The sequence below is a fragment of the Quadrisphaera sp. DSM 44207 genome, from assembly GCF_900101335.1.
Lineage (GTDB): Bacteria > Actinomycetota > Actinomycetes > Actinomycetales > Quadrisphaeraceae > DSM-44207.
Map to the genome: position 1 here is coordinate 258,792 of NZ_FNKA01000003.1, position 25,025 is coordinate 283,816.

At 75.6% G+C, this 25,025-nt stretch carries 21 protein-coding genes and 1 tRNA gene; 15 read left to right on the top strand and 7 right to left on the bottom strand.

Features of this window, described 5'->3' with window-relative positions; genetic code table 11:
• Window position 1 precedes the first annotated feature (1 nt).
• Complete coding sequence (locus BLS82_RS11555; protein WP_092865929.1) at window positions 2-601, bottom strand: TetR/AcrR family transcriptional regulator; 600 nt, start codon at window positions 599-601, stop codon at window positions 2-4.
• A gap of 134 nt (window positions 602-735) precedes the next feature.
• Between BLS82_RS11555 and BLS82_RS11560 the strand changes: the two genes are divergently transcribed.
• From BLS82_RS11560 to BLS82_RS11575, 4 genes are all read left to right on the top strand, one after another.
• Window positions 736-806, top strand: a tRNA-Gln gene (locus BLS82_RS11560).
• 76 nt (window positions 807-882) lie between these two features.
• Window positions 883-2,382, top strand: coding sequence for a bifunctional UDP-N-acetylglucosamine diphosphorylase/glucosamine-1-phosphate N-acetyltransferase GlmU (glmU, locus tag BLS82_RS11565; protein ID WP_092865932.1), 1,500 nt, complete (start codon window positions 883-885; stop codon window positions 2,380-2,382).
• Complete coding sequence (locus BLS82_RS11570; RefSeq protein ID WP_092865935.1) at window positions 2,379-3,359, top strand: ribose-phosphate diphosphokinase; 981 nt, start codon at window positions 2,379-2,381, stop codon at window positions 3,357-3,359. The genes glmU and BLS82_RS11570 overlap by 4 nt, the downstream gene beginning before the upstream one ends.
• Window positions 3,360-3,556: 197 nt before the next feature.
• Entirely contained in the window at window positions 3,557-4,258 is a 702-nt protein-coding gene (locus BLS82_RS11575) for a 50S ribosomal protein L25/general stress protein Ctc (RefSeq protein WP_092865938.1), read from the top strand.
• 26 nt (window positions 4,259-4,284) lie between these two features.
• Here the strand turns inward: BLS82_RS11575 and BLS82_RS11580 are convergent, their stop codons facing one another.
• Window positions 4,285-4,875 (bottom strand): dTDP-4-dehydrorhamnose 3,5-epimerase family protein, encoded by a 591-nt coding sequence (locus BLS82_RS11580; RefSeq protein WP_092865941.1) that lies wholly within the window; start codon window positions 4,873-4,875, stop codon window positions 4,285-4,287.
• Window positions 4,876-4,989: 114 nt separating this feature from the next.
• Between BLS82_RS11580 and BLS82_RS11585 the strand changes: the two genes are divergently transcribed.
• The 6 genes from BLS82_RS11585 to BLS82_RS11610 all read left to right on the top strand — a co-directional run bounded on the left by BLS82_RS11585 (window position 4,990) and on the right by BLS82_RS11610 (window position 11,374).
• Complete coding sequence (locus tag BLS82_RS11585; protein ID WP_092865944.1) at window positions 4,990-5,169, top strand: hypothetical protein; 180 nt, start codon at window positions 4,990-4,992, stop codon at window positions 5,167-5,169.
• Between the two features lie 91 nt (window positions 5,170-5,260).
• Window positions 5,261-5,965: a hypothetical protein gene (locus BLS82_RS11590; protein ID WP_092865947.1), complete on the top strand. Its 705-nt coding sequence runs from the start codon at window positions 5,261-5,263 to the stop codon at window positions 5,963-5,965.
• 140 nt (window positions 5,966-6,105) lie between these two features.
• Window positions 6,106-7,422, top strand: coding sequence for a CDP-glycerol glycerophosphotransferase family protein (locus BLS82_RS11595; RefSeq protein WP_092865950.1), 1,317 nt, complete (start codon window positions 6,106-6,108; stop codon window positions 7,420-7,422).
• A complete protein-coding gene (locus tag BLS82_RS11600) occupies window positions 7,419-8,669 on the top strand; it encodes a CDP-glycerol glycerophosphotransferase family protein (protein ID WP_092865953.1) in 1,251 nt (416 codons plus the stop codon). The genes BLS82_RS11595 and BLS82_RS11600 overlap by 4 nt, the downstream gene beginning before the upstream one ends.
• Before the next feature lie 135 nt (window positions 8,670-8,804).
• Window positions 8,805-10,232, top strand: a complete 1,428-nt coding sequence (locus tag BLS82_RS11605; protein ID WP_143028836.1) for an O-antigen ligase family protein — start codon at window positions 8,805-8,807, stop codon at window positions 10,230-10,232.
• Window positions 10,229-11,374 carry a glycosyltransferase family 4 protein gene (locus tag BLS82_RS11610; protein WP_143028837.1) on the top strand — a complete coding sequence of 382 codons (1,146 nt, stop codon included), beginning with the start codon at window positions 10,229-10,231 and terminating at the stop codon, window positions 11,372-11,374. The genes BLS82_RS11605 and BLS82_RS11610 overlap by 4 nt, the downstream gene beginning before the upstream one ends.
• 67 nt (window positions 11,375-11,441) lie before the next feature.
• Here the strand turns inward: BLS82_RS11610 and BLS82_RS11615 are convergent, their stop codons facing one another.
• Complete coding sequence (locus BLS82_RS11615) at window positions 11,442-12,497, bottom strand: glycosyltransferase (protein WP_092865962.1); 1,056 nt, start codon at window positions 12,495-12,497, stop codon at window positions 11,442-11,444.
• A 165-nt stretch (window positions 12,498-12,662) separates the two neighbouring features.
• On the opposite strand from BLS82_RS11615, the gene BLS82_RS11620 reads away from it, so the two are divergent.
• The 3 genes from BLS82_RS11620 to BLS82_RS11630 are packed head-to-tail and all read left to right on the top strand — an operon-like array spanning window position 12,663 to window position 15,925.
• On the top strand, window positions 12,663-13,619 hold the full coding sequence (locus BLS82_RS11620) for an NAD-dependent epimerase/dehydratase family protein (RefSeq protein WP_092865965.1): 957 nt from the start codon (window positions 12,663-12,665) through the stop codon (window positions 13,617-13,619).
• Window positions 13,620-13,655: 36 nt separating this feature from the next.
• Window positions 13,656-14,621, top strand: a complete 966-nt coding sequence (locus tag BLS82_RS11625; protein WP_092865968.1) for a GumC domain-containing protein — start codon at window positions 13,656-13,658, stop codon at window positions 14,619-14,621.
• A gap of 53 nt (window positions 14,622-14,674) precedes the next feature.
• Window positions 14,675-15,925: a hypothetical protein gene (locus BLS82_RS11630; RefSeq protein WP_092865971.1), complete on the top strand. Its 1,251-nt coding sequence runs from the start codon at window positions 14,675-14,677 to the stop codon at window positions 15,923-15,925.
• A 27-nt stretch (window positions 15,926-15,952) separates the two neighbouring features.
• Here BLS82_RS11630 and BLS82_RS11635 read toward each other — a convergent pair whose 3' ends face one another.
• Window positions 15,953-17,281: a CDP-glycerol glycerophosphotransferase family protein gene (locus BLS82_RS11635; protein WP_092865974.1), complete on the bottom strand. Its 1,329-nt coding sequence runs from the start codon at window positions 17,279-17,281 to the stop codon at window positions 15,953-15,955.
• Between the two features lie 330 nt (window positions 17,282-17,611).
• Here BLS82_RS11635 and BLS82_RS11640 point away from each other — a divergent pair, with 330 nt between their 5' ends.
• Both BLS82_RS11640 and BLS82_RS11645 read left to right on the top strand, forming a co-directional pair.
• A complete protein-coding gene (locus tag BLS82_RS11640; protein ID WP_092865977.1) occupies window positions 17,612-19,324 on the top strand; it encodes a right-handed parallel beta-helix repeat-containing protein in 1,713 nt (570 codons plus the stop codon).
• Between the two features lie 116 nt (window positions 19,325-19,440).
• On the top strand, window positions 19,441-20,934 hold the full coding sequence (locus tag BLS82_RS11645; protein ID WP_092865980.1) for a bifunctional cytidylyltransferase/SDR family oxidoreductase: 1,494 nt from the start codon (window positions 19,441-19,443) through the stop codon (window positions 20,932-20,934).
• 19 nt (window positions 20,935-20,953) lie between these two features.
• On the opposite strand, the gene BLS82_RS11650 is transcribed toward BLS82_RS11645, so the two are convergent.
• From BLS82_RS11650 to BLS82_RS11660, 3 genes are all read right to left on the bottom strand, one after another.
• Window positions 20,954-22,543, bottom strand: a complete 1,590-nt coding sequence (locus BLS82_RS11650) for a lipopolysaccharide biosynthesis protein (RefSeq protein WP_092865983.1) — start codon at window positions 22,541-22,543, stop codon at window positions 20,954-20,956.
• On the bottom strand, window positions 22,540-24,411 hold the full coding sequence (locus BLS82_RS11655) for a CDP-glycerol glycerophosphotransferase family protein (RefSeq protein ID WP_092865986.1): 1,872 nt from the start codon (window positions 24,409-24,411) through the stop codon (window positions 22,540-22,542). The genes BLS82_RS11650 and BLS82_RS11655 overlap by 4 nt, the downstream gene beginning before the upstream one ends.
• 232 nt (window positions 24,412-24,643) lie before the next feature.
• The gene (locus tag BLS82_RS11660) at window positions 24,644-24,913 is read right to left on the bottom strand and encodes a hypothetical protein (protein WP_143028839.1); all 270 of its coding nucleotides are present in this window, start codon (window positions 24,911-24,913) and stop codon (window positions 24,644-24,646) included.
• Window positions 24,914-25,025 lie beyond the last annotated feature (112 nt).

Genomic DNA, 25,025 nt, shown 5'->3' on the forward strand with positions numbered 1-25,025 from the left:
CTCACGGCCGCGACGTCAGGCGCGGGTCCGGCTCCAGCCCGCAGAGCCCGTTCCACGCCAGGTTCACCAGGTGCGCCGCGACCTGCGCCTTGGCCGGGGTGCGGCTGCCCAGCCACCACTGCCCGGTCAGCGCCACCATGCCGACGAGCATCTGCGCGTACATCGGCGCCGTGCCCGTCTCAAGGCCGCGGCGGGAGAACTGCTCCTCCAGCAGGTGCTCCACCTGCGTGGCGATGTCCCCGATGAGGCTGGCGAACGTGCCGGTCGCCTGCGCCACGGGGGAGTCGCGCACGAGGATCCGGAAGCCGTCGGTGGAGGTCTCGACGTAGGTCAGCAGCGCCATCGTGGCGCGCTCGAGCATCTGCCGCGGGTGGCCCGGGACGGCGAGCGCGCCCGTGATGGCGTCGAGCAGCGCCCGCACCTCCCGGTCGACGACGACCGCGTACAGGCCCTCCTTGCCGCCGAAGTGCTCGTAGACCACCGGCTTGGACACCTGTGCGCGGGCGGCGATCTCCTCCACGCTCGCGCCCTCGAAGCCCTTGTCCGCGAACAGGGTGCGACCGACGTCGAGCAGCTGCTCGCGCCGCTGCGCCCCGGTCATCCGCGTCCTGCTCACCGGCCCATCCTGCCCGAGCCGGGAGCCGGGGAGCCGCTCGCCGCCTCGTCCGGTCCTGGTGGGGCCGCTCGTGCCTCGCGGCCGTGGGAGGGTAGGAGCGCCGCAGCTGCAGCAGCCGGTCCCCCGTCGTCTAGTGGCAGGACGGCTCACTTTGGATGAGTTCACCGAGGTTCGAATCCTCGCGGGGGAGCGCAGGGCCGGAGGGCGGTGGGCCGGCCGGTAGAGTCGGGCCCGCCCCGACCCCTCCTGCGAGGAGCGCCGAGCGCGTGAGCCCCGCCCGCCCCGTCGCCGTCGTCGTCCTCGCCGCCGGTGAGGGCACCCGGATGAGGTCGGCGACCCCCAAGGTCCTCCACGCGATCGGCGGCCGCACGCTGCTGGGGCACGCGGTGGCCGCGGCCCGCGCCGCCGGCCCCGAGCACCTCGTCATCGTCGTGCGCCACGAGCGCGAGCGCGTCGCCGCCCACGTCGCCGAGGTCGACCCCGGCGCCCTCGTGGCCGACCAGGACGACGTCCCGGGCACGGGCCGGGCGGTCGCCTGCGGCCTGGGCGCCCTGCCCGAGAGCGGGGACGGGTTGCGCGGCACGGTGCTCGTCACCTGCGGCGACGTGCCGCTGCTCGCTCCGAGCACGCTGGGCGACCTCGTCGCCGCGCACGAGGCCGAGGGCAGCGCAGTGACGGTGCTGACCGCCGTCCTGCCCGACCCCACCGGCTACGGGCGGGTCGTGCGCGACGCGGACGGCGCCGTCACGGCGATCGTGGAGCAGAAGGACGCCACCGAGGAGCAGCGGGCGGTCCTGGAGGTCAACAGCGGCGTCTACGCCTTCGACGCGGCGGTCCTCGCCGACGCCCTGCCGCGCCTGGGCCGCGACAACGCCCAGGGCGAGGTGTACCTGACCGACGTGCTCGCGCTGGCGCGCGCCGGCGGGCACCGCGTGAGCGCCCGCCCGGTGCAGGACCCGGTGCAGGTGGAGGGGGTCAACGACCGCGTGCAGCTGGCCCGGCTCGGCGCCGAGCTGAACCGGCGCACCGTCGAGGCGCACATGCGCGCCGGCGTCACCGTCGTCGACCCGGCGACCACGTGGGTGGACGTCGACGTCGAGCTGGCGCGCGACGTGACCCTGCTGCCGGGCACGCAGCTGCACGGGGCCACCCGGGTGGGGGAGGGCGCGAGCATCGGCCCGGACACCACCCTCACCGACGTCGTCGTCGGGGAGGGCGCCAGCGTGGTGCGCACCCACGGCAGCGGCGCGCAGGTCGGCCCGGGCGCGAGCGTGGGCCCGTTCTCGTTCCTGCGGCCGGGCACGCACCTGGGCGCGGACGCGCGGATCGGGGCGTTCGTGGAGGTCAAGGGCTCCACCATCGGGCGCGGCAGCAAGGTGCCGCACCTGTCCTACGTCGGGGACGCGGAGATCGGCGAGGGCGCGAACGTCGGCGCGGCGACGGTCTTCGTCAACTACGACGGCGTGGCCAAGCACCGCACCCGGGTCGGCGACCACGCGCGGGTGGGCAGCGACACGATGCTCGTGGCGCCCGTGGTCGTCGGGGACGGCGCCTACACGGCGGCGGGGTCGGTGATCACCGAGGACGTGCCGCCGGGCGCGATGGCCGTGGCCCGCGGCAGGCAGCGGGTCGTGCGGGGGTGGGTGGAGCGCCGCCGCGCCGGCAGCCCGGCCGCCGCGGCCGCCCGCCGCGCCCGCGAGGCCGCCGAAGCCGCCGCGGCCGCCGAGGCGGCGCAGGACGACGAGCAGTCAGGAGCACCAGCATGACCGGCATCACGACCACCGGGGAGAAGCGCCTCGTCCTCATCGGCGGGCGCGCGCACCCCGAGCTCGCCGAGGAGGTGTCCCGGGAGCTGGGCGTCACGATGGTGCCGACGTCCGCGTACGACTTCGCCAACGGCGAGATCTACGTGCGCTTCGAGGAGAGCGTGCGCGGCTGCGACGCGTTCGTCCTGCAGAGCCACAGCGCGCCGATCAACCAGTGGATCATGGAGCAGCTGATCATGGTGGACGCCCTCAAGCGGGCCTCCGCCAAGCGGATCTCCGTGGTCGCGCCGTTCTACGGCTACGCGCGCCAGGACAAGAAGCACCGCGGCCGCGAGCCGATCTCCGCGCGGCTGGTCGCCGACCTCTTCCGCACCGCCGGCGCCGACCGGCTGATGAGCGTGGACCTGCACACGGCGCAGATCCAGGGCTTCTTCGACGGGCCGGTGGACCACCTGTGGGCGCTGCCCCTGCTGTCGGACTACGTGCGCCGGCGCGTCGAGGACGCCTCGCGCCTGACCGTGGTCTCCCCGGACGCCGGCCGCGTGCGCCTGGCGGACGTGTGGTCGGACAGGCTCGGCGCCCCGCTGGCGATCATCCACAAGCGCCGCGACCCGGACCGCCCGAACCAGGTGCAGGTGCACGAGCTGGTCGGCGACGTCGCGGGGCGCACGTGCGTGCTCGTCGACGACATGATCGACACCGCGGGCACCATCGTGCAGGCCGCGCACGCGCTGAAGGAGAACGGCGCCGCCGAGGTCGTCGTGGCGGCCACGCACGCGATCCTGTCCGGTCCGGCGGTGCAGCGGCTCCGGGAGAGCCCGATCTCCGAGGTCGTGGTCACCAACACCCTGCCGATCCCCGAGAAGGCGCACTTCCCCCAGCTGACGGTGCTGTCCATCGCGCCGCTGCTGGCGCGCGCCATCCGCGAGGTCTTCGACGACGGCTCGGTGACCAGCCTCTTCGACGGCAACAGCTGAGAGCGGGCTAGACTCGCGCGGTTGCCTCGGCGAGGGACGCCGCACGGCGGGCGAGGGCCCGCCGTCCGTCCGGAATCGACGCGGTGGGCGCTCGCCGCGTCCGCGCTGGGGCGCGCCGACGGCACGAGACCACCGCACGAGACCACCGCAGGAGACCGCGCGCGACCCGCGCGGGCGAGGCACCGAGGAGCACGACCGTGTCCCAGAACACCGACGCCGGCACCGTCACCGGCACGAGCCTGACCGCCGAGACGCGCACGCAGTTCGGCAAGGGCGCCGCGCGGCGGATCCGGCGCGCGCACAAGATCCCCGCCGTCCTGTACGGGCACGGCGAGGCGCCGCGCCACATCTCCCTGCCCGGGCACGAGACGATGCTCGCCGTCAAGCACGCCAACGCGCTGCTGTCCCTGCAGCTGGAGGGCGGCGAGAACGCGCTCGCCGTGGTCAAGGACGTGCAGGTCGAGCCGATCCGCCGCGAGATCGAGCACCTCGACCTCGTCCTCGTGCGCCGCGGCGAGCGCATCGAGGTGCAGGTGCCGGTGCACCTGTCCGGCGAGGCGGACCCCGGGGCGGTGGTGGCGGTCGAGGCGAACACCCTGGGCGTGACGGCCGAGGCGACCCACCTGCCCGAGGTCATCACGGTGGACGTGGAGGGCGCGCAGGCCGGCACCCAGGTCACGGCCGGCCAGGTGCGCCTGCCCGCCGGGGTCGAGCTGTCCGGCGACCCGGAGGCCATCGTCGTCTCCGTCGTGGCCGCCCCGAGCGCCGCCGACGTCGAGGCCGACCTGGCCGCCTCCGAGGCCGAGCTCGGCATCGAGCACGACCCCAAGGACGAGCCGGCGGCCGAGGACGCCGCCACGACGCGAGCGACCGACGCGGCCTCCGACGCGCAGTCCTGAGCGGCGGTCCGGCAGGGCGCGCCCGCTCAGGTCCGGTCCACCGCCGGGAGGAGGCCGCCCGTGCGGGCCGCGGCGAGGGCGGGTGCCCGCTGGTCCTTGGCGGACAGGCGCCAGGTCAGCGCCTGGCCCTCGCGCCCGGTGCGGGGCCAGGCGATGCCGACGTCCGGGTCCAGCGGGTGGACGCCGCGCTCCACCGCCGGGTCGTACGCGGTCGAGCACAGGTACGTGACGGTGCTCCCGTCGGTGAGGGAGCAGAAGGCGTGACCCAGGCCCTCGGCGAGGTAGACGGCGCGCCGGTCGACGTCGTCCAGCAGGACGGCGTCCCACGCGCCGTGCGTGGGGGAGCCGACGCGGACGTCGACGACGACGTCGAGGACGGCGCCGACCGGGCACGTGACGTACTTGGCCTGGCCCGGTGGCACGTCGGCGAAGTGGACGCCGCGGATGACGCCGGCGGCGGAGACGGAGCAGTTGACCTGGGCCACCTCCAGCCGGCGCCCGACCGCCTCCGCCAGCGCGTCGGAGCGGAAGGCCTCGAGGAACGTGCCGCGGTCGTCGGTGAGCTGCCGGGGCGTGATCGACCAGGCGCCGTCGATGCTCAGCGGCTCGATCTGCACACCGCGCACCGTAGTCCCCGCGGGCTCGGCCGGTCCTCTCCCCGACCGGCGCGGTTCCCGGCCGGTCCACGGTCGCGTCACGGCCGGTTCACCTGCGGCCCCGACAGTGGGGGCATGGTCATCCTGGCCCTGTCGGTGGGGTGGGTCTGCATCGCCTGCGCGCTCGCGCTGGTCCTCGGGGCGGTCCTGAGGGCGGCCGACCGGCACGAGCCCCTCGTCCGCGGCGCCGCTGCTCCGAACGGGGGCCCGGTCTTCCGCGCGGAGGCGGTGGCGGTCCACACTCCCTCCGACTGATCGCGAGGGGCCCCCTGCGACGGACGGGGGCCGACGCCCGGCCGGACGCCGCCTGCGGCTCGCGCGCGCCGCACCGCAGGAGGAGACCCGCATGCCCCGCATCGCCGAGCGCGCCGCCGCCCCCGGGGCGGCCCTGGCCGCCGCGCTGCGAGAGGCGCACCGCACCCGCAGCCTGCACCTGCTGGTCCTCCTGCTGCTGCCGATCCCGTTCCTGCTCGTGGCGCACCAGCTGTACTTCTGGGACGTGGGGCCCTTCACCTCCCCGCGGTGGGCCGTGAACAGCGACCGCTCCTTCATCGAGGTCCTCGGCTACGCCCAGCTCGCCGCGGCGGCCGTGCTGCTGCTCCTCAGGGGGCTGCGGCAGCGCGGAGGCCTCGCGTACGTCGGGTGGGCGGTGGCGCTGACGGTCGTGGCCCTCGACGACGCCCTGCGCTGGCACGAGGCCGGCGGCGCCTGGCTGACGCGCCGCCAGCTCGTGCCCGAGGTGCTCTCCCTGCCGCAGCAGGCGCTGGGCGAGCTGGTGACGTGGGTGCTGCTGGGCGTCCCCGTCCTGCTCCTGCTGGCGGTGACCCACCTCGCCAGCTCCCCTTCGGTGCGGCGGGACTCCTGGCTGCTCGCCGCCCTGATGGGCGTGCTGATGCTCTTCGGCGCGGGGGTCGACATCCTGCACGAGGGCATCGAGGAGGTGACCGACAACAGCGTGGTCGACCTCCTGGTGACCTTCGTCGAGGCGGGCGGCGAGCTCGGCGCGATGACGGCGCTGCTGGCCTGCGCCGTGCACGTCTGGCGCCGCTGACCCGCTCGGTGGGGGCCGCCCGGGGAGCCGGCGCCCATACTGTCCTCCGGCTCCCCGCGCGGCCAGGGCGCCGCACCCGGCGGCCGGACCCGCCGCCGGCCGGCGCACCCGCGGCGCCTCGACTGCAGGAAGGGACGTGCATGACCACCAGCGGGCCGCCCGGAGAGGGGGTCGTGAACCGCCGCGCGCGCACCGCCGGCCGGCTGCAGCCGCTGCGGACCGCCGTGCGCACGGTGCTGACCGGTCTCGTGACGGCGCTGGACTACGCGGTGCCCAAGTCGCGCACCGTGCTGGCCCTCGGCGGCGACGACGGCGCGAAGTTCGGGGGCAGCTCGAAGCGGCTGTTCGAGGACGCCCTGCGCACCGGGGACTGGGACCCGTACTGGTTCACCACCTCGCGCGCCGTCCTGGAGGCCGTGCGGGCCGAGCACCCCGGCCGGGCGCTGATGGCCACGGGCCCGCGGGCCCTCCTGCTCGGGGTGCGGGCCCGGGCCGTCCTGGTCTCGCACTCGCGGCGCGACGTCGGCCTGCTCGGCTACTCCCGGCTGCGCCGCTTCACCCAGCTCACCCACGGGGTGGGCCCGAAGACCATGGGCTACGCCAAGCGCGACGTGGACCTGCCGTCCCTGGACCGGGAGACCAGCACCTACGCCCACGTGGTGTGCGCCTCCGACTTCGAGGCGACCTTCTGGGAGCGCGCCTACCGCCTGCCCCTGGCCGACATCTGGACCACCGGCGTCCCGCGCACCGACGCGCTGCTGGAGCCCGCCGACCCGGGGCTCGTGGAGCGGCACCCCGTGCTGGCGGGCAGGACCGTGCTCTACGCCCCGACCTTCCGGGACTGGGCGCTGCTGGAGGACTACCTGCCCGTCCCGGGCACGGACGCGGCGGCCCTGGTCGCCCTCCTGGAGCGGCACGACGCGACGCTGCTCGTGCGGCCGCACTACTACGAGGCGGACGCCGCGCGCGCCACGATCGAGCGGGTCGGCTCCCCGCGGGTGCAGGCGGCCGACGACACCGTCTTCCCCGACGCGAACGAGCTGCTCAAGCACGTGGACGTCCTCGTCACCGACTACTCCTCGATCTACACCGACTTCCTGCTGCTCGACCGCCCGGTCGTCTTCACGCCGGTCGACCTGCAGGAGTACGAGGGCGCGCGGGGCTTCTTCTTCCGCTACGAGGAGCTCACACCGGGCACCAGGGCGGTCACCCCGGAGCAGCTCCTCGCCGCCCTGGACGCCGAGCTGTCGGGCCAGGACCCGCACCGCGCCGAGCGCGCCCGGGTGCGCTCGGTCTTCCACAAGCACCCCGAGGGCGGGGCCAGCGCCCGGGTGCTGCAGCACCTGGCCGCCGAGCCGGTGCGCTGGCCCGCCCCGCCGCCCCGCGACCGCTCGCAGCGCTCCGCCTGGCCCGCCTGGCACGACCGCTCCTACCTGTCGCCGCAGCCCGCGCGATGAGCGTCCTGCTGGCGCTGCTGCAGCGCTGCGTGCTCTTCCCGCTGTCCCACCTGGTGCCCCGCCGGCCGGGGCTGTGGGCCTTCGGGGCGCCGCAGGACGGGTTCTCGGGCAACCCCAAGCACCTGTTCCTGTGGGTCAGCGAGCACCGGCCGGACGTGCGGGCGGTGTGGCTGACCGGCAGCCCCGCCACCCGCCGGCTGCTGCGCGAGCACGGCTACCGCTGCGAGCTGCGCTGGTCGCTCGCCGGCGTGGCCGTGGCCGCGCGGGCGCAGTGGCACGTGGTGGCCAACGACGCCAGCGACACCTCCCTGGCCCTCTCGGGCGGGGCGCGCCTGCTCAACACCTGGCACGGCGTCGGCATCAAGAACATCCTGCGCGGGGCGACCGTGGGCGCCAACGCCGGGCTGTACCGCCGCCTGTGGCGCCCCGACGTCTACCTGCGCTCCGCGCACCGCTTCCGCCGTCCGGCGCTGGTGCTGGCGACCTCCCCGACCATGGCCGCGCACTTCGCCCGCTCCTTCGACATCCCGATCGAGCGGTGCCCCCAGCTGGGCTACCCGCGCCTGGACGCGCTCGTGGACGAGGACTTCCGCCGGCTGTGCCTGCGCTTCGGCGACTACGACGCCCTGCGGCGCCGGTGCGCCGGGCGCACGGTGTACCTGTACGCGCCGACCCTGCGCGACGACGACGCGGACGTGCTCGCCGAGGCCGTGCCCGACCTGGCCGCGCTCTCGGAGGCGCTGCGGCCGACCGGCGGGCTCCTGCTGCTCAAGCTCCACCCCTTCACGGCCGCCCGGGTGGGGGAGCAGCTGGACGCGTTCGACGACGTCGCGGTGTGGCCGGAGGGGCTGGACCTCTACCCGGTGCTCGATGAGGTCGACTGCCTCATCACCGACTACTCGAGCCTGCTGTACGACTACATCGCCGTGAGGGACTCCGGGGTCGTCGTCTACGCCTACGACTACGAGCGCTACGTGGCGCAGGACCGCGACCTGGCCCTCCCGTTCGAGGAGAACGTCACCGGCCAGCGCGCCGACGCGTTCGAGCAGCTGTGCGAGGTGCTGCGCAGCGGCCGGGCCCTCGCGGCGCTGCCGCCGCAGGAGCTCGCGGCGCTGCGCACCCGCTTCTGGGGGGCCCCCGGGCCGGTGCGGCGGATGGCCGGCCCGGCCGTCACGGACTTCGCCCTGGCGTGGCCCGGCCCGCGCCGCTCGGCCCGCGCGGGCCGGTGGACCCGCCCCCGCCGGTGAGCCCGTCCGGGTGCGCTCTCGGCGCGCTCACCGGCGCGTCAGGCACCGGGCACTTATGCTGTGCGGTTGGTGCAGCACCGGCTGGGAGCTCGCGGACGAGACCCCGGAGCACGGCACGATGATCGGAGGAGGCCAGTGACCGCTCTCAGTGGGATGCCGCGCTCGTCGGCGCCCGCCCTCCTGCGGCGCGCGACCGCCGCCCTGGGGGCCGTGCTGGTGCTCCTCCTGTGCGTCGACGCGGGGGTCAGCGCCGGCACGGACGGCTTCGGCGTCGGCACCCTGCTGCGGATCGCGGTGCTGCTGGGCGGCCTGCTGGCGGTGGTGTGCCTGAGCCGCTTCGAGTACTTCGTCCTCGGCGTCCTCGTCGTGCGTCCCGCCCTCGACATCACCAAGACGGGCGGCGGGGGCTCGGTGCTCGCCAGCGCCGTGGCGGCCGCCATCGTCCTGGGCGCGGTGCTGTGGCTCGCCGCGCAGGTCTACGCGGGCACGCTGCGGCGGGTCTCGCTGCTCAGCCGGGTCCTCATCGTCCTGCTCGCGGTCATGACCCTGAGCGCGCTGCTCGCCAGCGACCCGGTGCGCAGCGCGCTGCAGGTGGCGAGGCTCGCGGCGGCGGTCGCCGTCCTGCTCGTCGTCGAGCAGCTGGCCGTCGACCGCGCGGCCCGCTGGCGCGTCCTGACCGCCTGCTACGCCTCCGCGGTGCTGCCCCTGCTGGTGGGCGTGCAGCAGCAGCTCACCGGCAGCTTCCTCAAGCAGTCCAGCGGGCTCGGGCGCATCACGGGCACCTTCGTCCACCCCAACGCCTTCGGCTTCTACCTCGTGCTGCTGCTGACGATGGGAGCGGCCGTCTTCCGCCACCTGGACGGCAGGACGAAGCTGCTGGTCGGCGCCGTGCTGGTCCTCGGCACGGTCGAGCTGGTGCTCTCCTACTCCCGCGGCAGCTGGATCTCGATCATCGTGGGCGTCCTCGTGGTCGGGGCCCTGCAGGCCCGCAAGCTGCTCGTGCTGCTGCCCGTCGCCCTGGGGGCGCTGGTGCTGGCCGTCCCGTCGGTGCTGCTGCGGCTGTCGGACCTGACGCAGGAGGAGACGGTCAACGGCACGCCCGGCAACTCCTTCATGTGGCGCATCACGCACTGGCAGGTCGTCCTCCGCGGCGCCCGCGGGCACGAGCTGCTGGGCCTGGGCCCGGGCTCGTCGGACTTCCTGGGCGACGAGGTGCTGCCCCCGCACAACGACTTCGTGCGGATGTACGTCGAGACCGGGGTCGTCGGCACCGCCCTCTACCTCGCCTTCATCCTCGCCGCGCTCGCCACGGCCTTCGGCATGATGCGCGCCGGGCACCGCCGCGGGCTCGAGCGCGGGATCGCCGTCGGCGCCATCGCCTGCACCGCCGCCTTCGTGGTCGGCAGCATCGGCGGCAACCTGATCAGCGAGGTGGTGGTGCTCCTCTACCTCTTCGCCTTCCTCGGGCTGGCCTCCGGCACCGCGCTGCAGTGCCCGGCGCCTCAGCCGCCGCGCACGCCCGGCCCGGCCCTGGCCCCGGCCGGGGCGGGCGGCCCGGCGTGAGGGTGGCGATGCTCGGCTGCCGCGGCCTGCCGGCCACCTACGGCGGCGTGGAGCGGCACGTCGAGGAGATCGGCGCCCGCCTGGTCGAGCGCGGCCACGAGGTCACCGTCTACTGCCGGCCCCACTACAGCGACGCCGACACCGGGCCCTGGTACCGCGGCATGCGCCGGGTGGTGCTGCCGGGGATCGCGAGCAAGCGCCTCGACGCGCTGTCCCACACGGCGGTCGCGGCGGCGCACGCGGCCACGCAGGACTTCGACGTCGTCCACTACCACGCGGTCGGCCCCGGCCTGGTCAGCCCGCTCTCGCGCGCCAGGCGGCGCAGCGCCGTGGTCCTGACGGTGCACGGGCTGGACTTCGCGCGCGAGAAGTGGGGCCCCGGCGCGCGCCTGGCGCTGCAGCTGAGCGCGCGGATGAGCGCCTACCTGCCGGACCGGACCATCGTCGTCGCCGAGGCGCTGCGCGAGCACTACCGCGCGGCCTACGGCGTCGAGACCTCCTACGTGCCCAACGGCGTCACGCCCGCGGAGGCCGAGGAGAGCCTGTTCGATCTCGCGGAGCTGGGCGTCAAGCGCGGGGACTACCTGCTCAGCGTGGGCCGGCTGGTGCCCGAGAAGGGCACCCACCTGCTGCTGGAGGCCTTCACCGCGCTCCCGCCGGGCGCGCGCCCGGGACTGCTCGCCGTCGGCGGCGCCAGCTACACCGGGGACTACGTGCAGCGCCTCGCCGCCCTGGCGCAGGGCGTGCCGGACGCGCACCTGCCGGGCTTCCTGTACGGCGAGCAGCTGCGGACCGCGTACGAGGGCGCGAGGATCTTCGTGCAGAGCTCGACGCTCGAGGGGATGCCGCTGACGGTCCTGGAGGCGGCCGCCCACGGCCTGCCCCTCGTCCTCAGCGACATCCCGGTGCACGTGCAGCTGCTCGGCTCCGACCGCCCCGGCGGCAGGCTGTTCACCAGCGGGGACAGCGCCTCGCTGCACCGCGCGCTCGAGCGGGCCCTGCAGGACCCGGAGGCGGAGGCCGCCGGTGGCCGTCTGGTGGGCCAGGAGCTGCTCGACCGCTTCAGCTGGGACCGCGCGGTGGACGGCACCCTCGACGCCTACGAGCAGGGGCTGGCCGCCCGGCGCCGCGCCAGGCGCTGAGCCGGCGCCCAGCCGGCACCGCGCCGGGCGCTGAGGACGCGCGGGGCGGCGCCGGGCGGGGAGGCGCTCAGGACGAGCGCCGGGCGGCGGCCGCGGCGAAGACGTCCCGGTGCGCGCGCGCGACGGCCTCGAAGCTCTGCACCCCGAGCGGGCGGGCGGGCACCGGGTCCAGCACCTGGGCCCGCAGCGCCCCGGCCAGCGCCTCCGCGTCGTCCGGGGGCACCAGCACGGCTCCGGCGGCGGCGCCCTCGATGCCCGGCGCCCGCGTCGAGACCACCGGCAGCCCGCAGGCGGCCGCCTCCAGCACGGCGTTCGGCAGGCCCTCCGAGCGCGAGGGGAGGACGAAGACGTCCAGGGTGCGCAGGAAGTCCGCGACCGCGGCCGGCTCGTGCAGCGGCCCGGGGAAGCTGACCGGCAGCCCGGCCGCCTGCTGCTCCAGCGCCGCCCGCTCCGGCCCCTGCCCGACCACGACGAACTCGGCGTCGAGCTCGGTGACCAGGCGCCGCGCCGCCCCGACCAGGACGTCGAAGCCCTTCACGGGGATCAGGCGCCCCACCGAGCCGATGCGCACCGGTCCGCTGCGGGCGCCGGGCCGGCGCGGGCCGGGGTGGAAGACGCCCGCGTCGATCCCGTTGCGGATCACGTGCACGCGCTCGGGCGGGGCGCCGTGCGCGCGCACCACGAAGTCCCCCACGTCCTCGGAGTTGCCGATCCACTGGTCCGTCAGCGGTCGCAGGGCGCGGTCCAGGGCCCTGGCCGGCCGGGAGCGCCAGTCCTCCACCCGCCGCTCGGAGACCACGACCGGAGGGCGGGAGGAGCCGAGCAGGCTCAGGCGGGTCAGCGCGTTGGCCCCGTGCAGGGAGGAGTGCACGACGTCGTAGCGGCCCGAGGTCAGCACCCGGCGCAGCGACGCGAGGCGGCGCGGGTCGGCGTCACGACCGCTGAGCTCGACGAGCGGGATGCCGGCGGCGGCCATCTCCTGCGCGTACGGCTCCCCGGGCCGCAGGACGCACAGGGTCGGCTCCCACGCGCCCTCCCGCACCGCGGCGAGCATCGTGCCGGCGAGCTGGCGCTCCGTCCCGCTCGCGGCGAACCGGCCCATGACGTGCACGACCTTCAGCAACGCGGCGCTCCTCGTCCGTACGGGTGACCGGGACCCTCCGGCCCCTCGGTTGGAACCCGGACCGTATCCGAGCGGCTATCGTTCTCGGGGCGCCGTGCGGCGCACGCGCGGCCTCCGGCCCGCGACCGCGGCCCCTCCGGGCCGCTCGACTGGGAGAGACGTCCTGTGAAGGTCCTCATCACCGGCGCGGCCGGCTTCGTCGGCAGCCACACGTGCGAGGCGCTGCTGCGCCTCGGGCACGAGGTGCTCGGCGTCGACGCGCTGACCGACTACTACGACCCCTCGCTGAAGAAGGCGAACCTGCAGCACCTGGAGGGCCTGCCCGGGTTCTCCCTGCGGCAGGCGGACCTCGGCGAGCTGTCGGACGCCGAGCTGTCGGGCCTCCTCGACGGCGTCGACGTGGTCTACCACCTCGCCGCGCAGCCGGGTGTGCGGTCCTCGTGGCAGTCGGGCTTCGCGCTGTACGCGCAGGCCAACGTGGTGGTCACCCAGCGGCTGCTCGAGGCGGCGCACCGGTCCTCGGTCGGCCGCTTCGTCTACGCCTCCAGCTCCTCGGTGTACGGGCGGGCCGCGACCTACCCCACGGGCGAGGACGCGCCGACCCGCCCGTTCAGCCCCTACGGCGTCACGAAGCTCGCCGCCGAGCACCTGTGCGGCCTGTACGCCGACAACTGGGGCGTGCCGACGGTCAGCCTGCGCTACTTCACCGTCTACGGCCCGCGGCAGCGGCCTGACATGGCGATGAACCGCTTCATCGCCGCGGCGCTGGCCGGCCGCGAGATCCGGGTGTACGGGGACGGCGAGCAGGTGCGCGACTTCACGTACGTGGAGGACGTCGTCGCCGCGAACCTGGCCGCCGGCCTGCGGGACGGCGTGCCGCCCGGTGCGGTCGTGAACGTCGCCGGCGGCGGGTCCATCACGGTCAACGGCCTGCTCGGGGTGCTGGAGGGCGCCGTGGGGCGCCCGGTGCGCGTCGTGCACGAGCCCCGCCAGCCCGGGGACGTGCAGCAGACCGGCGGCAGCGTCGAGCTCGCCGCGCGCCTGCTCGGCTGGCGCCCGCGCGTCGAGGTGCCCGAGGGCCTGGCGCGGCAGGTCGCCTGGCAGCAGTCCCCGGCCGGCTGAGCAGTCCGCCCCGACGAGACGAACGGAGCACCCACCGTGGAGATCGGCACCTTCCTGCGCTCGCGCCCGCGCGCGACCCTGCTCGCGATGCTCTTCCCCGTCCTGGCGGCGCTGGGCGCCTACCTCATCCTCTCGCTGCAGCCGGCGCGCTACACGGCCACGGCCACCGTGTCGGTGCCCGGCAGCGCCGCGGACAGCGCCAGCCGGGTCGGCATCTTCGTGGCCGACTTCGGCGCGCTCGCCGTGTCCACCCCGGTCCTGGAGGAGATCTCCGGCAGCACCGGCGTCTCCGCGTCGGAGGTGAGGCAGGGCCTGGAGGTCGCCCGGGTCGGCCAGTCGAGCATCTTCACCGTCGCCTACACCGGCGACAGCGAGGACACCGTCGAGCCCGTGGTGCGCTCGGTCATCGACGCCACCTTCGAGCGCCTGCTGCCGGTGGCCGCCGCGGACGAGGCGCTGGAGCAGGCGACGCAGGCCGCCCAGGACGCCGAGGCCGAGCGGGCGCAGTTCGAGGACGAGATCGGCACCATCCAGCCCGACCGCGCCTACGCCGACGTCTCCAACCGGATCCGCGACCTGCAGGCCGCGCGTCCGCTGACCCCCGCCCAGGCGTCGGAGCTGAGCACGCTGCAGGCCCGCCAGGACGAGCTGGTGGCGCAGATCCGGCAGCTGGAGGAGCTCGACGAGGCCGTCGACACCGCCAACCGCGTGCGCGCCGACGCCCAGCAGGCGGCCGACGCGGCCCACCGGGACGCCGACGCCTCGCAGAACCCCGACACCATCCGCGACATGGTCGTGGAGGAGGCGCCGCGCTCGACGAGCGTGGTGCCGGGCGTGGCCGTGGCCGCCGTCGCCGGGCTGCTGGTGGGCATCGCCCTGCTGGCCCTGCCCGAGCTGCTCCGCCGTCGCCGCTCCCCGGCCGCGCCGTACGCGCGCCGGCACCGCGCTCCCGCGCAGGCGCCGGCCCAGGAGTCGCTCGACCCGGCCGGGCACGCCCGCTGAGCGCGCCGCGCCGCCCCGGCGGGGCAGACCGCTCCCGCCTCCTGCTCGGGCTGGTGGCCCTCGCCGGGCTCGTGCTCGCCGGGCTCGCGGTCGCCGGTGTGCTCGCGCTGCGCGGCGGTGGCGCGCCGGACCCCGGCGACCCCGGCGGCACGGCCTCGGACCGGGTCCGCCACATCGCCCCCAGCGCCACCGGCGCCGGGGACGGCAGCAGCTGGGACGACGCCGGCTCCCTGGAGGACCTGCCCCGCTTCGTCGCCGAGGTCGCCGACGGCGGCGAGGTGCTCCTGCGGGCCGATGCCGGTCCCTACGACGTCGGTGGGGCGCTGGTCCTGGACTCGGGCGGCACCGCGCAGGAGCCGGTCGTCGTGCGGGGAGCGGACGCCGACGGCCGCGCCGCCGCCGCCGTCCTGCGCGGGGACCGCGCGTCGCCGTACTCCCCCGACGGGGAGAGCGGACCGGACGTGTTCGTGCTGCGCAGCGGCGCCTCCGGGCTCTCCTTCGAGGACGTCGACTTCCAGGACGTCGGGAACGCCTTCCTCGCCGCCGGGGACGTCGGCGACCTCCTCGTCACCCGCAGCACCGCCACCAACGTCCGCCGCTTCTTCGAGAACGCGCGCGCCGACGAGGAGGACAGCGCCGACGTGACCGGCCTGGTCCTGCGCGACGTCACCGTGGAGGGCTTCTCCAAGCGCGTCCTGAGGCTGCGCTACGCCTCCTCCGACGTCCTCCTCGAGGACGTCGTCGGCGACTCCCGGGCCCAGGACGGCGACGACTTCGCGATCGGGGTGCACCTGGAGGGCGAGGTCCACGACGTCGTCCTGCGCCGGGTCACGATGCGCAACACCGTGGACACGCTGCACGAGTACTGGAACGGCGACGGGTTCGCCACCGAGGACGACGTCTCCGACGTGCGGTTCGAGGACACCACCGCCAGCGGCAACACCGACGCGGGCTACGACCTGAAGTCCTCGCGCACGACGCTGGTCGGCGCGGTCGCCAGCGACAACAAGCGCAACTTCCGGTTCTGGGGGCAGGACGTCACCGCGCAGGACTGCGAGGGCCGCGACCCGCACAAGCGCGGCGGGTCCGGCTCGCAGGTGCAGGTCTGGCTCGGCGAGGGCGCGCAGGTGCGCGTGCAGGACTGCACCCTCACCGACGACGACCCCGACACCGTCGTCGTCGACACCGAGACCGACGCCGAGCTCGTCGTGGAGGGCGGCTCCGTCGAGCACGCCGGCGAGCTGCAGCGCGTCTCCGACGGCGCCTCGGTCGACCTGCGCGACGTCAGCGTCGCCGAGGGCTGAGCGGCATCGAGGAGCGGCCGGCGCCGCTCACCGGGGCGGGGCGGGGATGCCGAGCCCGTCGAGCAGCCGGGCGGCGCTGCGGTCGTCGTGGTGCTCGTGGAAGCGCCTGCGCGCGCGAGCGCGCTCCTCGGCCATCGGGTCGCGTCCGTCGACGACGTCCTGCAGGGCGGCGACGAGCTGGTCGACGTCCGTGGTGAACGGCCCCGGCACCCAGTCCTCGTACGGCTCGAGGTTCAGCCCGCGCCCGGCCCGGTAGTCGCCGACGTCCGGGAAGGCGTAGACGATCGGCTTGTCCAGCAGCAGGTAGTCCACCCAGATCGAGGACATGTCGGTGATCAGCGCGTCGAAGGCCGGCGCCGCGGTGTAGACGGTCAGCCCGTGGCGCTCCAGCTCCCCGGGCGGCAGGACCCTGATGGCCCGGTAGGACCCGGCGAAGGTGGCGGCGTCGCGCGGGTGGACCTTCAGCACGACCCGGGCCCCGACCCGCTCCAGGTGGGCGTCGAGGCGGCGCAGGTCCCGATCGGGGAAGGGCCCCTCCTGCTCGCCCGCGGCGGTGTCGAGGCGCCGCTGCGCGCCGTAGCGACCCACCCGGTAGCTCGGCATCCACAGGAACGTGGTGCGGTGCGCGTCCTCGCCCAGCAGCGCCGCGCGCGCGCCCGCGGCATCGGCCCGCAGCATCCGGTCGTTGCGGGGCGCCCCCACGACCGGCACCTGCAGCGGGGAGATGCCGAACTCCGCGGCCCGGTAGGCGCGGCCCACCGTCGAGCACACCGGCGCGTACGTGCACCGCAGCCCTCCGCGGCCCTCGAAGCGCCCGGTCGCCTTGGTCGGCGGCTCCCCGTGCCAGAGCGCCACCACCACCTGGGACGGCGGCGGCGTGCGGCTGCCGTAGAGCCGCCCCGTCGTCATGACGCAGGCGGCGGTGAGGAAGGCGAGCCGGCCCCGCAGGGAGTGGCGCGGGAGGGTGCGCACGGGCGCCGACGCGAACCGGCGCACCAGCTCCGCCCGCCGCGGGTCCTCCAGGAGCACCGTCACGCGCTGCCCGCGGGCCGAGGCCTCCTCCAGCACCGCCAGCACGCCGTCCTCGACGTCGACGCTGCTGTGCAGCACCATCGTGCCCGGGGTCTTCGGGACCACCCGGTTGACCAGGTCCAGACCCCGGAGCACCAGGCGCCGCGGCACGGAGGCCGCCGAGGGCGGGCTGCCTCCGCCGCCGGTGCGCGGGAACCGCCCCGCCGCCGGCTCCGCGGAGGCGCGGGGCGCCCGGTCCTCGCCGCGGTCCTCGCCGCGGGCGTCGCTGCGGTCCTGGGGCGACGCCTGGGACGGCTCCTGGGGGAACGCCTGGGGTGAGGACATCTGCCTGCCTGTTCGCGGTCCGGTGCTGGCTGCTCGGGCGGTCCTGGCCGCTCGGGCGGTGCCGACTGTAGGGCGGCCCGCCGCGCCGGCGCAGCGGGCCGCCGAGGAGCACCTGTCCGGGTGAACGGCGTCCCGGGCCGCTGCAGGTCCGCGCCCGTCCCGACGATGGGGACGTTCATGTGCAGAGAGTGGCGAAACCGGCACGCAGGGCGTCTGGACTCGACTAGCGTCGCGGGCCAGCGCCTCATGCTGCTCCCGCTCCGGGCACCGCAGCCCCAGCGCTCCCGCTGGCCCTCTCGCCAGCGCAGCCGCGCGTCCTGGAGGTCGTTCGTGAGGGTCCGCTCCACCGTGCTGGTCGCCGTCCTGGCGCTCCTGGGGATGGTCGCGTCCACCCTGGCCGGAGCGGTGCCGGCGAGCGCCGCCCCCGCCGCGCCGAAGCTCGTGCCGACCTTCTCCTCGGTCGGCGTGTACTGGAGCCCGGAGGGCGGGAAGCAGGGCGTCGCCGCGCAGGTGCGGTACCGGCCGGTCGGGTCGAGCTCGTGGCGGCGCGGCGCGGACCTGTGGTTCGACGGGCGGGCGCTGGGCGGGCGACCGGCCGAGTACCGCGGCAGCATCGTCGGCCTGGACGACGGGACCACCTACGAGGTCGAGCTGGCGCTGGGCGGGACGTCGACCACGACCACGCAGCGGGTGAGGACCTGGTCGGACCGGTTCCCCGTCGGCCAGGTCGTGGAGCTGCCGGCCACGTCGACCGCGCCCGTGACGATCCGGCGCACCGGCTCGCCCGACGGCTACGTCCTGGTCACCGGCCCCGGCGGCGGGCCCGCGACCATCGACGTGCGCCAGGACTCCGCCTACGGGCTGCTGCTGACGAAGTCCGCCTACGTCATCGTGCGGGGCGTGACGGTCAAGGGCCGCACCCACCACGGCATCCAGCTGGGCACCGGCAGGGACGACGACGTCCACGACGTCGTCCTGGAGGACAACACCATCACCGGCTGGGGCCTGCCGGACGCCAGCGGCTTCGGCACCCCGATGGACTCGGCGATCTACTCCGACAGCGAGAAGCTGACCCGGCTCGTCGTGCAGGGCAACCGCATGACCAGCCCGCGGACCACCTCCAACAGCTGGAGCCAGACCCACAACGGCAGCAAGCACCCCGCCGGCCCGCAGGGCATCTCGCTGCGGCGCAGCGCCGGCAACAACGTGATCCGCTACAACGACGTCGTCGGGGACGCCACCCACCACTTCAACGACGGCATGGGCGCGACGGCCAACTTCAGCCACCGGGGCTTCCCCGGCCAGGACAGCGACATCCACGGCAACTACGTCGCCTACGCCTGGGACGACGGCATCGAGGCCGAGGGCAGCGGCATGAACGTGCGCGTGCACGGCAACTACCTCACCGAGGTGTACCACGCCTTCGGCCTGGCGCCGGTCTCCCTCGGCCCGCTGTACGCCTACCGCAACGTGCAGGACGTCGCCCGCAGCGACGCCACGGCCACCTACGGACAGGCGATGTTCAAGATGGGCGGCAACACCTCGGGCTCGACCTTCTACGGCGACGGCCGGGTCCTGCTGTTCCACAACACGGCCCTCAAGCCCCTGGCGGGACCGCAGAACCGCAAGGCGGTCGAGGCCGGGGACGGGCGGGTGCTGCGCAACGCCCTCTCCCGCAACAACATCTGGCGCACCGGGGCCCCCTCGAGCACCAACAGCATCTCGGACGACGGCAGGTCCACCACGAACGACTTCGACCGGGACCTGTACAACGGCCTGGTCAAGGCCGCTCCGGGAGCGGAGGCGAACGGCGTCCGCGCCGAGCCCGTCCACGTCGCCGGCTGGGGCATGGACCCGGTGACGCGCGCCGGCCTGTTCTCCCTGGCCGCCGGCTCGTCGGGCGTGGACCGCGGCGTCCCGCTGCCGGGCTTCAACGACGGCTGGAGCGGCAGCGCCCCCGACGCGGGAGCCCAGGAGGTCGGCTCTCGGCCCGTCGTCTACGGCGCCCGGGGCTTCACCACGCCGAGCGCCCCGCGCGGCTGAGCGAGCGCGGGGCGCTGGGCCGGGCGGGTGCCCCCCGCCACCGCGGTGGCGAGGTGCCACCCGCCCGGCCCACTCCACGTCGTCGGTGCAGGTGGCGGTGCGGTTAACTGGCGTTCGTGACGACTCGCCGCAACATCGCCGTGGTGCTCGCGGGGGGCACGGGCTCCCGCGTGGGGCTCGCCCTCCCCAAGCAGCTCATCAAGATCGCCGGTAAGCCGATCATCGAGCACACCATCGCGGCCCTCGGGGCCTCCCCGCACGTCGACGAGATCGTCGTGATGATGACCCCGGGGTACCTGGACGCCGTCCGCGCGCTCGTGCGGGACGGCCGCCACCCCAAGGTCACCCGGATCCTCGAGGGGGCGGACACCCGCAACGGCACCACGCGCCTGGCGCTCGACGCCGTGGGCGAGCAGGAGTGCAACCTCGTCTTCCACGACGCGGTGCGGCCCCTGGTCAGCCAGCGGATCATCGCGGACTGCGTCGCCGCCCTCGAGGAGTACGGCGCCGTCGACACCGCCATCCCCTCCGCCGACACCGTCGTGCGGGTCGACCGCGCCAGCGGGACGACGCTGGAGGAGGTGCTGCCGCGCCACCTGCTGCGCCGCGGGCAGACGCCGCAGGCCTTCCGCTCCGAGGTGATCCGGCGCGCCTACGACCTCGCCGCGCAGGACCCCCGCTTCGAGGCGACCGACGACTGCACCGTCGTCCTGCGCTACACGCCCGAGGTCCCCATCGCCGTGGTGCGAGGCGAGGACCGCAACATGAAGGTCACCGAGCCGATCGACGTCTACATCGCCGACAAGCTCTTCCAGCTCGAGAGCCACAGCGTCCCGGACGCCGGGACCGAGGCCGAGCAGCGCGCCGCCCTCGAGGGCAGGAGCGTCGTGGTCTTCGGCGGCTCCTACGGCATCGGCGCCGACATCGCCCGCCTGGCCGAGCAGCGCGGGGCCCGCGCGTGGCGCTTCAGCCGCTCCGAGACCGGCACGCACGTCGAGCGGCGCTCGGACATCGTCGCGGCCTGCGAGCGGGTCATCGAGGAGTCCGGGCGCATCGACCTCGTCGTCAACACCGCCGGCGTCCTGCCGCGCGCGGAGCTGGCCGAGACCAGCGAGGAGACGATCTACCTGGCCACCGACGTCAACTACCTGGCGCCGGTCAACATCGCCCAGGTCTGCTTCCCCCACCTGCAGCGCACGGGCGGCTCGCTGCTGCTGTTCACCTCCAGCTCGTACACGCGCGGGCGCAGCGGGTACAGCCTGTACTCCTCCGCCAAGGCGGCCGTGGTCAACCTCACGCAGGCGCTGGGCGACGAGTGGGCGCCGGACGGCGTGCGGATCAACTGCCTGAACCCCGAGCGCACGCAGACCCCGATGCGCACCCGCGCGTTCGGGGCCGAGCCGGAGGGGACCCTGCTGTCCTCGGCCGCCGTGGCGGAGGCGGCGCTGAGGGTGCTGACGTCCGACATGACCGGCCACGTCGTGGACGTGCGCCGCGAGGACGCGCTCGCCAGCCACCTGGCCGCCGCGTCGGCGGCCGACGCCGTGCACGAGGAGGAGCCGGGCGACGTGCTGCCGGAGGGCGTCAGCGCGACGGCGGCGTCCTCCTGACCACCGGCTGACGCGCCGCTCAGCCGCCTGCCGGGCCGCTGGTCGCGGTGCCCCTCGAGCGCCGTCCGCGGACGGCGCCGAGGACCTCGGCCGCCTGGCGCAGCGCACCGCGGTCGACCAGGGCGAGGACGCCGACGTAGGCGACGCCCGCCGCGCCGACCTGCGCCAGCAGCTCCTCCCACGGCGCGAGGTGGCCACCGGCCCAGACCCGCACGGCCAGGCCGGCGGCGGCGAGCGCGCCGGTGGCGAGCCAGACGCCGCTCATCGCCCGGGCGAGGTCGGACCACCCCAGCGCCGCCTCCTTCAGGCACGGTCGCAGCGACACCAGGACCTCGAGGTAGAACTTCGCCGCCAGCGCCACGGCGACCCCGACGGCGCCCCAGGGCAGCCCGGCGCCGATGGCGACCAGGCTCATGGCCGTGGTGACGAGGCTGAGGCGGAAGAGGGTGTCGGACTTGCCGACGGCGCGCAGGAAGCCGGAGACGGTCGTCGTGAGCGTCTGGGGCAGGGCGGCGACCGCCAGCAGCTGCAGCACGGGGACCATGCCCAGCCACCGCGGGCCGAAGAGCACCTCGATCATGGCCGGTGCCGCGACGGCCATGCCGATCGCGATGGGCGCCGTCACCACGTTCGCGGTGGACAGGGCGCGCAGCCACGCGCGTCCGAGGCGGGGGCGGTCGTCGCGCAACCGGGTCAGCGCCGGGAAGAGGACGCGGCCCATCATGGTGTTCATCTGCGAGACCGGCAGCTTCATCAGCGCGTAGGCCCGGTTGTAGTTGCCCAGCTCGGCGAGCGGCACGAACTTGCCCAGCAGCAGGTTGTCCGCGTTGCGGGACCAGAAGTTGAGGAACTGGGAGCCGGTGATGCCGCGCGACATCGTCCAGAACTGGCGGACGCTGGCCCGGTCGGGCAGGGCCCGCGGCCGCCACCGGACCACCGCCCACTTGATCGACGAGTCGGTCACCTGGTGCACCAGGGGACCGATGACGAGGCTGTAGGCACCGGCCCCGAGGACGGCGGCGACGATCGTGGTGGCCGTGCCGAGCACCAGGGAGACCACCTCGACCACCGCCAGCTGCTTGAAGCGCAGCGTGCGCTCCAGGAGCGAGTTCGGCACGAGGCTGATGTTGATGGTGAACAGCAGGCTGGCGAGGCACAGCAGCGGCACGAGCTGGGGGATGTCGTAGAAGCGGGAGAGCGGCACCGACAGGGCCGCGACGACGCCCGTGAGGACGACCCCGACGACGCCGTTGATCCAGAAGGCCGTCGAGAGCATCTTCTCGGTGACGCGGCGGGAGTGGATGATCGTGGTGCCCAGGCCGAGGCTGGTGAGGATGTTCGCGAAGGCGATGACCGGGAAGACGATCGCCGTCACCCCGTAGTCGCTCGGCACGAGCAGCCTGGCCGTGACCACCGTGCCGACGAACTGCAGGACCTGCGAGCCGACCTTGGTGCCCACGGCCCACACCGCACCCGACCGGGCGCCCGCGCCGATGCTCTGCCCCTGCACCTGCAGCCGGCGCAGGACGGGGTGCTGCTGGGCGAGGTCGTCCTCGGCGAGCGTGGTCCCCGGAACCCCGCCGCCGAGGTCGGTGGACGGCTGCGTCATGCCGCTCGCCCGGGCGGCGGGACGACCGCGGCGCGCGGATCAGCCCGAGGAGCGGCCTGCGGACGGCGGGCGAGCGTGCTGCCCAGCGCGTCGATGGCGGCGGAGAACACCCCGACCGGGTCCTCCGCGGGCGGCCCGATCAGGTGGACCCGCAGCGCCTCGCGCGCCGGGCGCATGCTGTCGGCGCCGCGCGCGTCCGCGAGCGCGGCCTCCAGCCCCTCGCCGCCGCGGCCCACGAGCTGGGCGCCCGCGGAGGAGGGGTACCGGTCGCGGAAGGCGGCGTCGTCCAGGTCGGAGCCGTTGACGACCAGGTACGGCTTGCCGGAGGCGAGGAAGTCGGTGATCACCGAGGTGATGTCCGTGACGAGGACGTCGGCCGCGTTGAGCGCGGTGTAGACGTCCGTCGCCGGCGCCTCCACCACGGCGTGCGGAGCACCCGCCCGGGCCAGGGCGGCCCGGATCCTCTGCGACTCGCGGGCCACCCGGGGGTCGCGGGAGCCGGTGTTCGGATGGGGGCGGTAGAGCACCCGGACGTCCCCGAGGGCGAGCAGCCGCTCGACGACGGCGAGCCCGGAGTGCAGCAGGGAGCACTCGGCGGGGTCCCCGGACCCCCCCTCCCACGTCGGGGCGTACAGGACCGTGACCGGCGCGCCGGTCCGCGCAGCGGTCCTGCGCTGGACGCGGCGCACCTGGGGGCGGCCGACGACCCGCACCGCGTCGGCGCGGACGCCGACGTCCGCGCGCAGCAGGCGGGCGCGGGCGCCCTCGCCGGCGACCCACACCTCGTCGTACGCCTTCATCACCGGGTTCGTGCTGGAGCTCTTGTCGCTGTCCCCGTGGCCGATGAAGGCGCTGCGCAGCCCCGGGTCGCGCAGCAGCCGCACGTTGTCGGCGGAGTTGGAGACGTACAGCGCCACGCGGGTGTCCGGCAGGGCGAGCGCGCGCACGTCGCGGTGGCCGGGCAGGCAGACCACCGGGGTCCTCGCCGGTGGCAGGGCGTCGAACAGACCGGGGTCGCGCACCACCACGAGGGCCGGCCGGTCGAGGTCGTCCAGCACGTCCAGCCAGGGCGTGACCCAGTGCGCGTCCCGGGGGCCGCCGTCGGCGGCGTAGAGGACGACGTCGGGCCGGTGGCGCACCACGGCCTCGTGCACCGCGGTGAACAGCCGCGCGCCGCGCGGGCGCCGCACGAGCGCCAGCACGTCGACCCCGCCGCGCGCGACGACGGCGGCGGCGGCGAGCGCCATGAGCACCGCCGCGGGCGCGAGGAGGACGTGCGAACCGGTCGCCAGGGCCCACACCAGCGCGATCCCCGGCAGGGCGGAGGCGGCGACGAGCAGCTCCTGCCCCTGGTCGGCCAGCAGGGGCGACAGGCGGGTGCGCAGCACCGGGGCACCCGCGATCCCGCGGACCTGGGCGCGGGGGACGGCGAGCCGCTCGACGGCGTGGCCCTGCGCGGCGTGAGCCATCCGGAGCAGCTGGTAGACGGCCACGGCCACCACGACCGCAGCGCGCGTCGCGGCGCTCAGCTGGTCGAGCTGCACCACGAAGACGAGGAGCAGGGCCTGCTCGAGCGCGATCCGCGCGTCCAGGGCGCCGAGGACGGCGCCGATCTGGCGGGGCAGCGCGGCCGTCAGGAGGCGGAGCAGGAGCAGCTCGGCGACGGCGAGCCCGAGGCTGGCCACGGCGACCAGCGGGAGCCAGCGGCCCACGGCGCCGACGAGCAGCGCGACCAGCAGGAGCAGCAGACCCGCCGCGACCGGGGCACCGGTGCGCACGGCGCGGCCGCGTGCCGCACCGCGGGCCGCTCCGGTGCCTCGGGAGCGGCCGCCGTGCGCCACCGACCGCACGCGCCCCTCGAGCGCCATCCACCGACTCCTCTCGTCCTCCCCGCGCGAGCAGCGCTCTCGGGTGTGCAGGGCGGAGGACGGCACAGTAGGCGGTCCTGGCTCTCCGCGAGGCACCCGCGGTGCTGCCCGCCGCGCCCGGACACGGTACTGCACCCGTTCGGGGCACGGGCCTCCTGCGGACGCTCCCGAGGCGCTCCTGGCGCCCGCGGCCGGGCCCGGACGGCCGCGGCGCCGGCGCCCTCAGCCGCCCTCAGCCGGAGGTGCCGCGCCGCCTCGCCCGGACCCGGTCGGCCGCCTCGAGGCGGACCACGGCGGCCGCCAGCAGCGTCAGGCCCGCGCCGAGCAGCACCCACTGGGCCAGCGAGCTGTGCTCCGGCGCGGGGACGACGGGCCGGAGCAGGTCCGTGCTGCCCGCGACCGGTTCGGTGAGCGCCGTGGTCAGGGACCGGGGCGTCCCCGCGTTCGCGGACCCGGCCGCGACCGGCGTGGTGAGCTGCTCCACCGGGCCGGCTGCGAGCACGCCCCCGCCCCCCGCGGCGGTCGCGGGCTGGCTGAGCAGCTGCAGGAGCTCCGCACCCGCCGAGGCCCGGTCCGGGGAGGAGGACGGTGCCGCGGTGGCGCGCTGCAGCGAC

Bases quoted from the DNA above. Each gene is read 5' to 3' on its own strand.
- BLS82_RS11555 (WP_092865929.1), bottom strand. From the start codon at position 601: ATGACCGGGGCGCAGCGGCGCGAGCAGCTGCTCGACGTCGGTCGCACC.
- BLS82_RS11590 (WP_092865947.1), top strand. From the start codon at position 5,261: ATGCCCCGCATCGCCGAGCGCGCCGCCGCCCCCGGGGCGGCCCTGGCC.
- BLS82_RS11600 (WP_092865953.1), top strand. From the start codon at position 7,419: ATGAGCGTCCTGCTGGCGCTGCTGCAGCGCTGCGTGCTCTTCCCGCTG.
- BLS82_RS11635 (WP_092865974.1), bottom strand. From the start codon at position 17,281: ATGTCCTCACCCCAGGCGTTCCCCCAGGAGCCGTCCCAGGCGTCGCCC.
- BLS82_RS11595 (WP_092865950.1), top strand. From the start codon at position 6,106: ATGACCACCAGCGGGCCGCCCGGAGAGGGGGTCGTGAACCGCCGCGCG.
- BLS82_RS11585 (WP_092865944.1), top strand. From the start codon at position 4,990: ATGGTCATCCTGGCCCTGTCGGTGGGGTGGGTCTGCATCGCCTGCGCG.
- BLS82_RS11655 (WP_092865986.1), bottom strand. From the start codon at position 24,411: ATGGCGCTCGAGGGGCGCGTGCGGTCGGTGGCGCACGGCGGCCGCTCC.
- BLS82_RS11650 (WP_092865983.1), bottom strand. From the start codon at position 22,543: ATGACGCAGCCGTCCACCGACCTCGGCGGCGGGGTTCCGGGGACCACG.
- BLS82_RS11570 (WP_092865935.1), top strand. From the start codon at position 2,379: ATGACCGGCATCACGACCACCGGGGAGAAGCGCCTCGTCCTCATCGGC.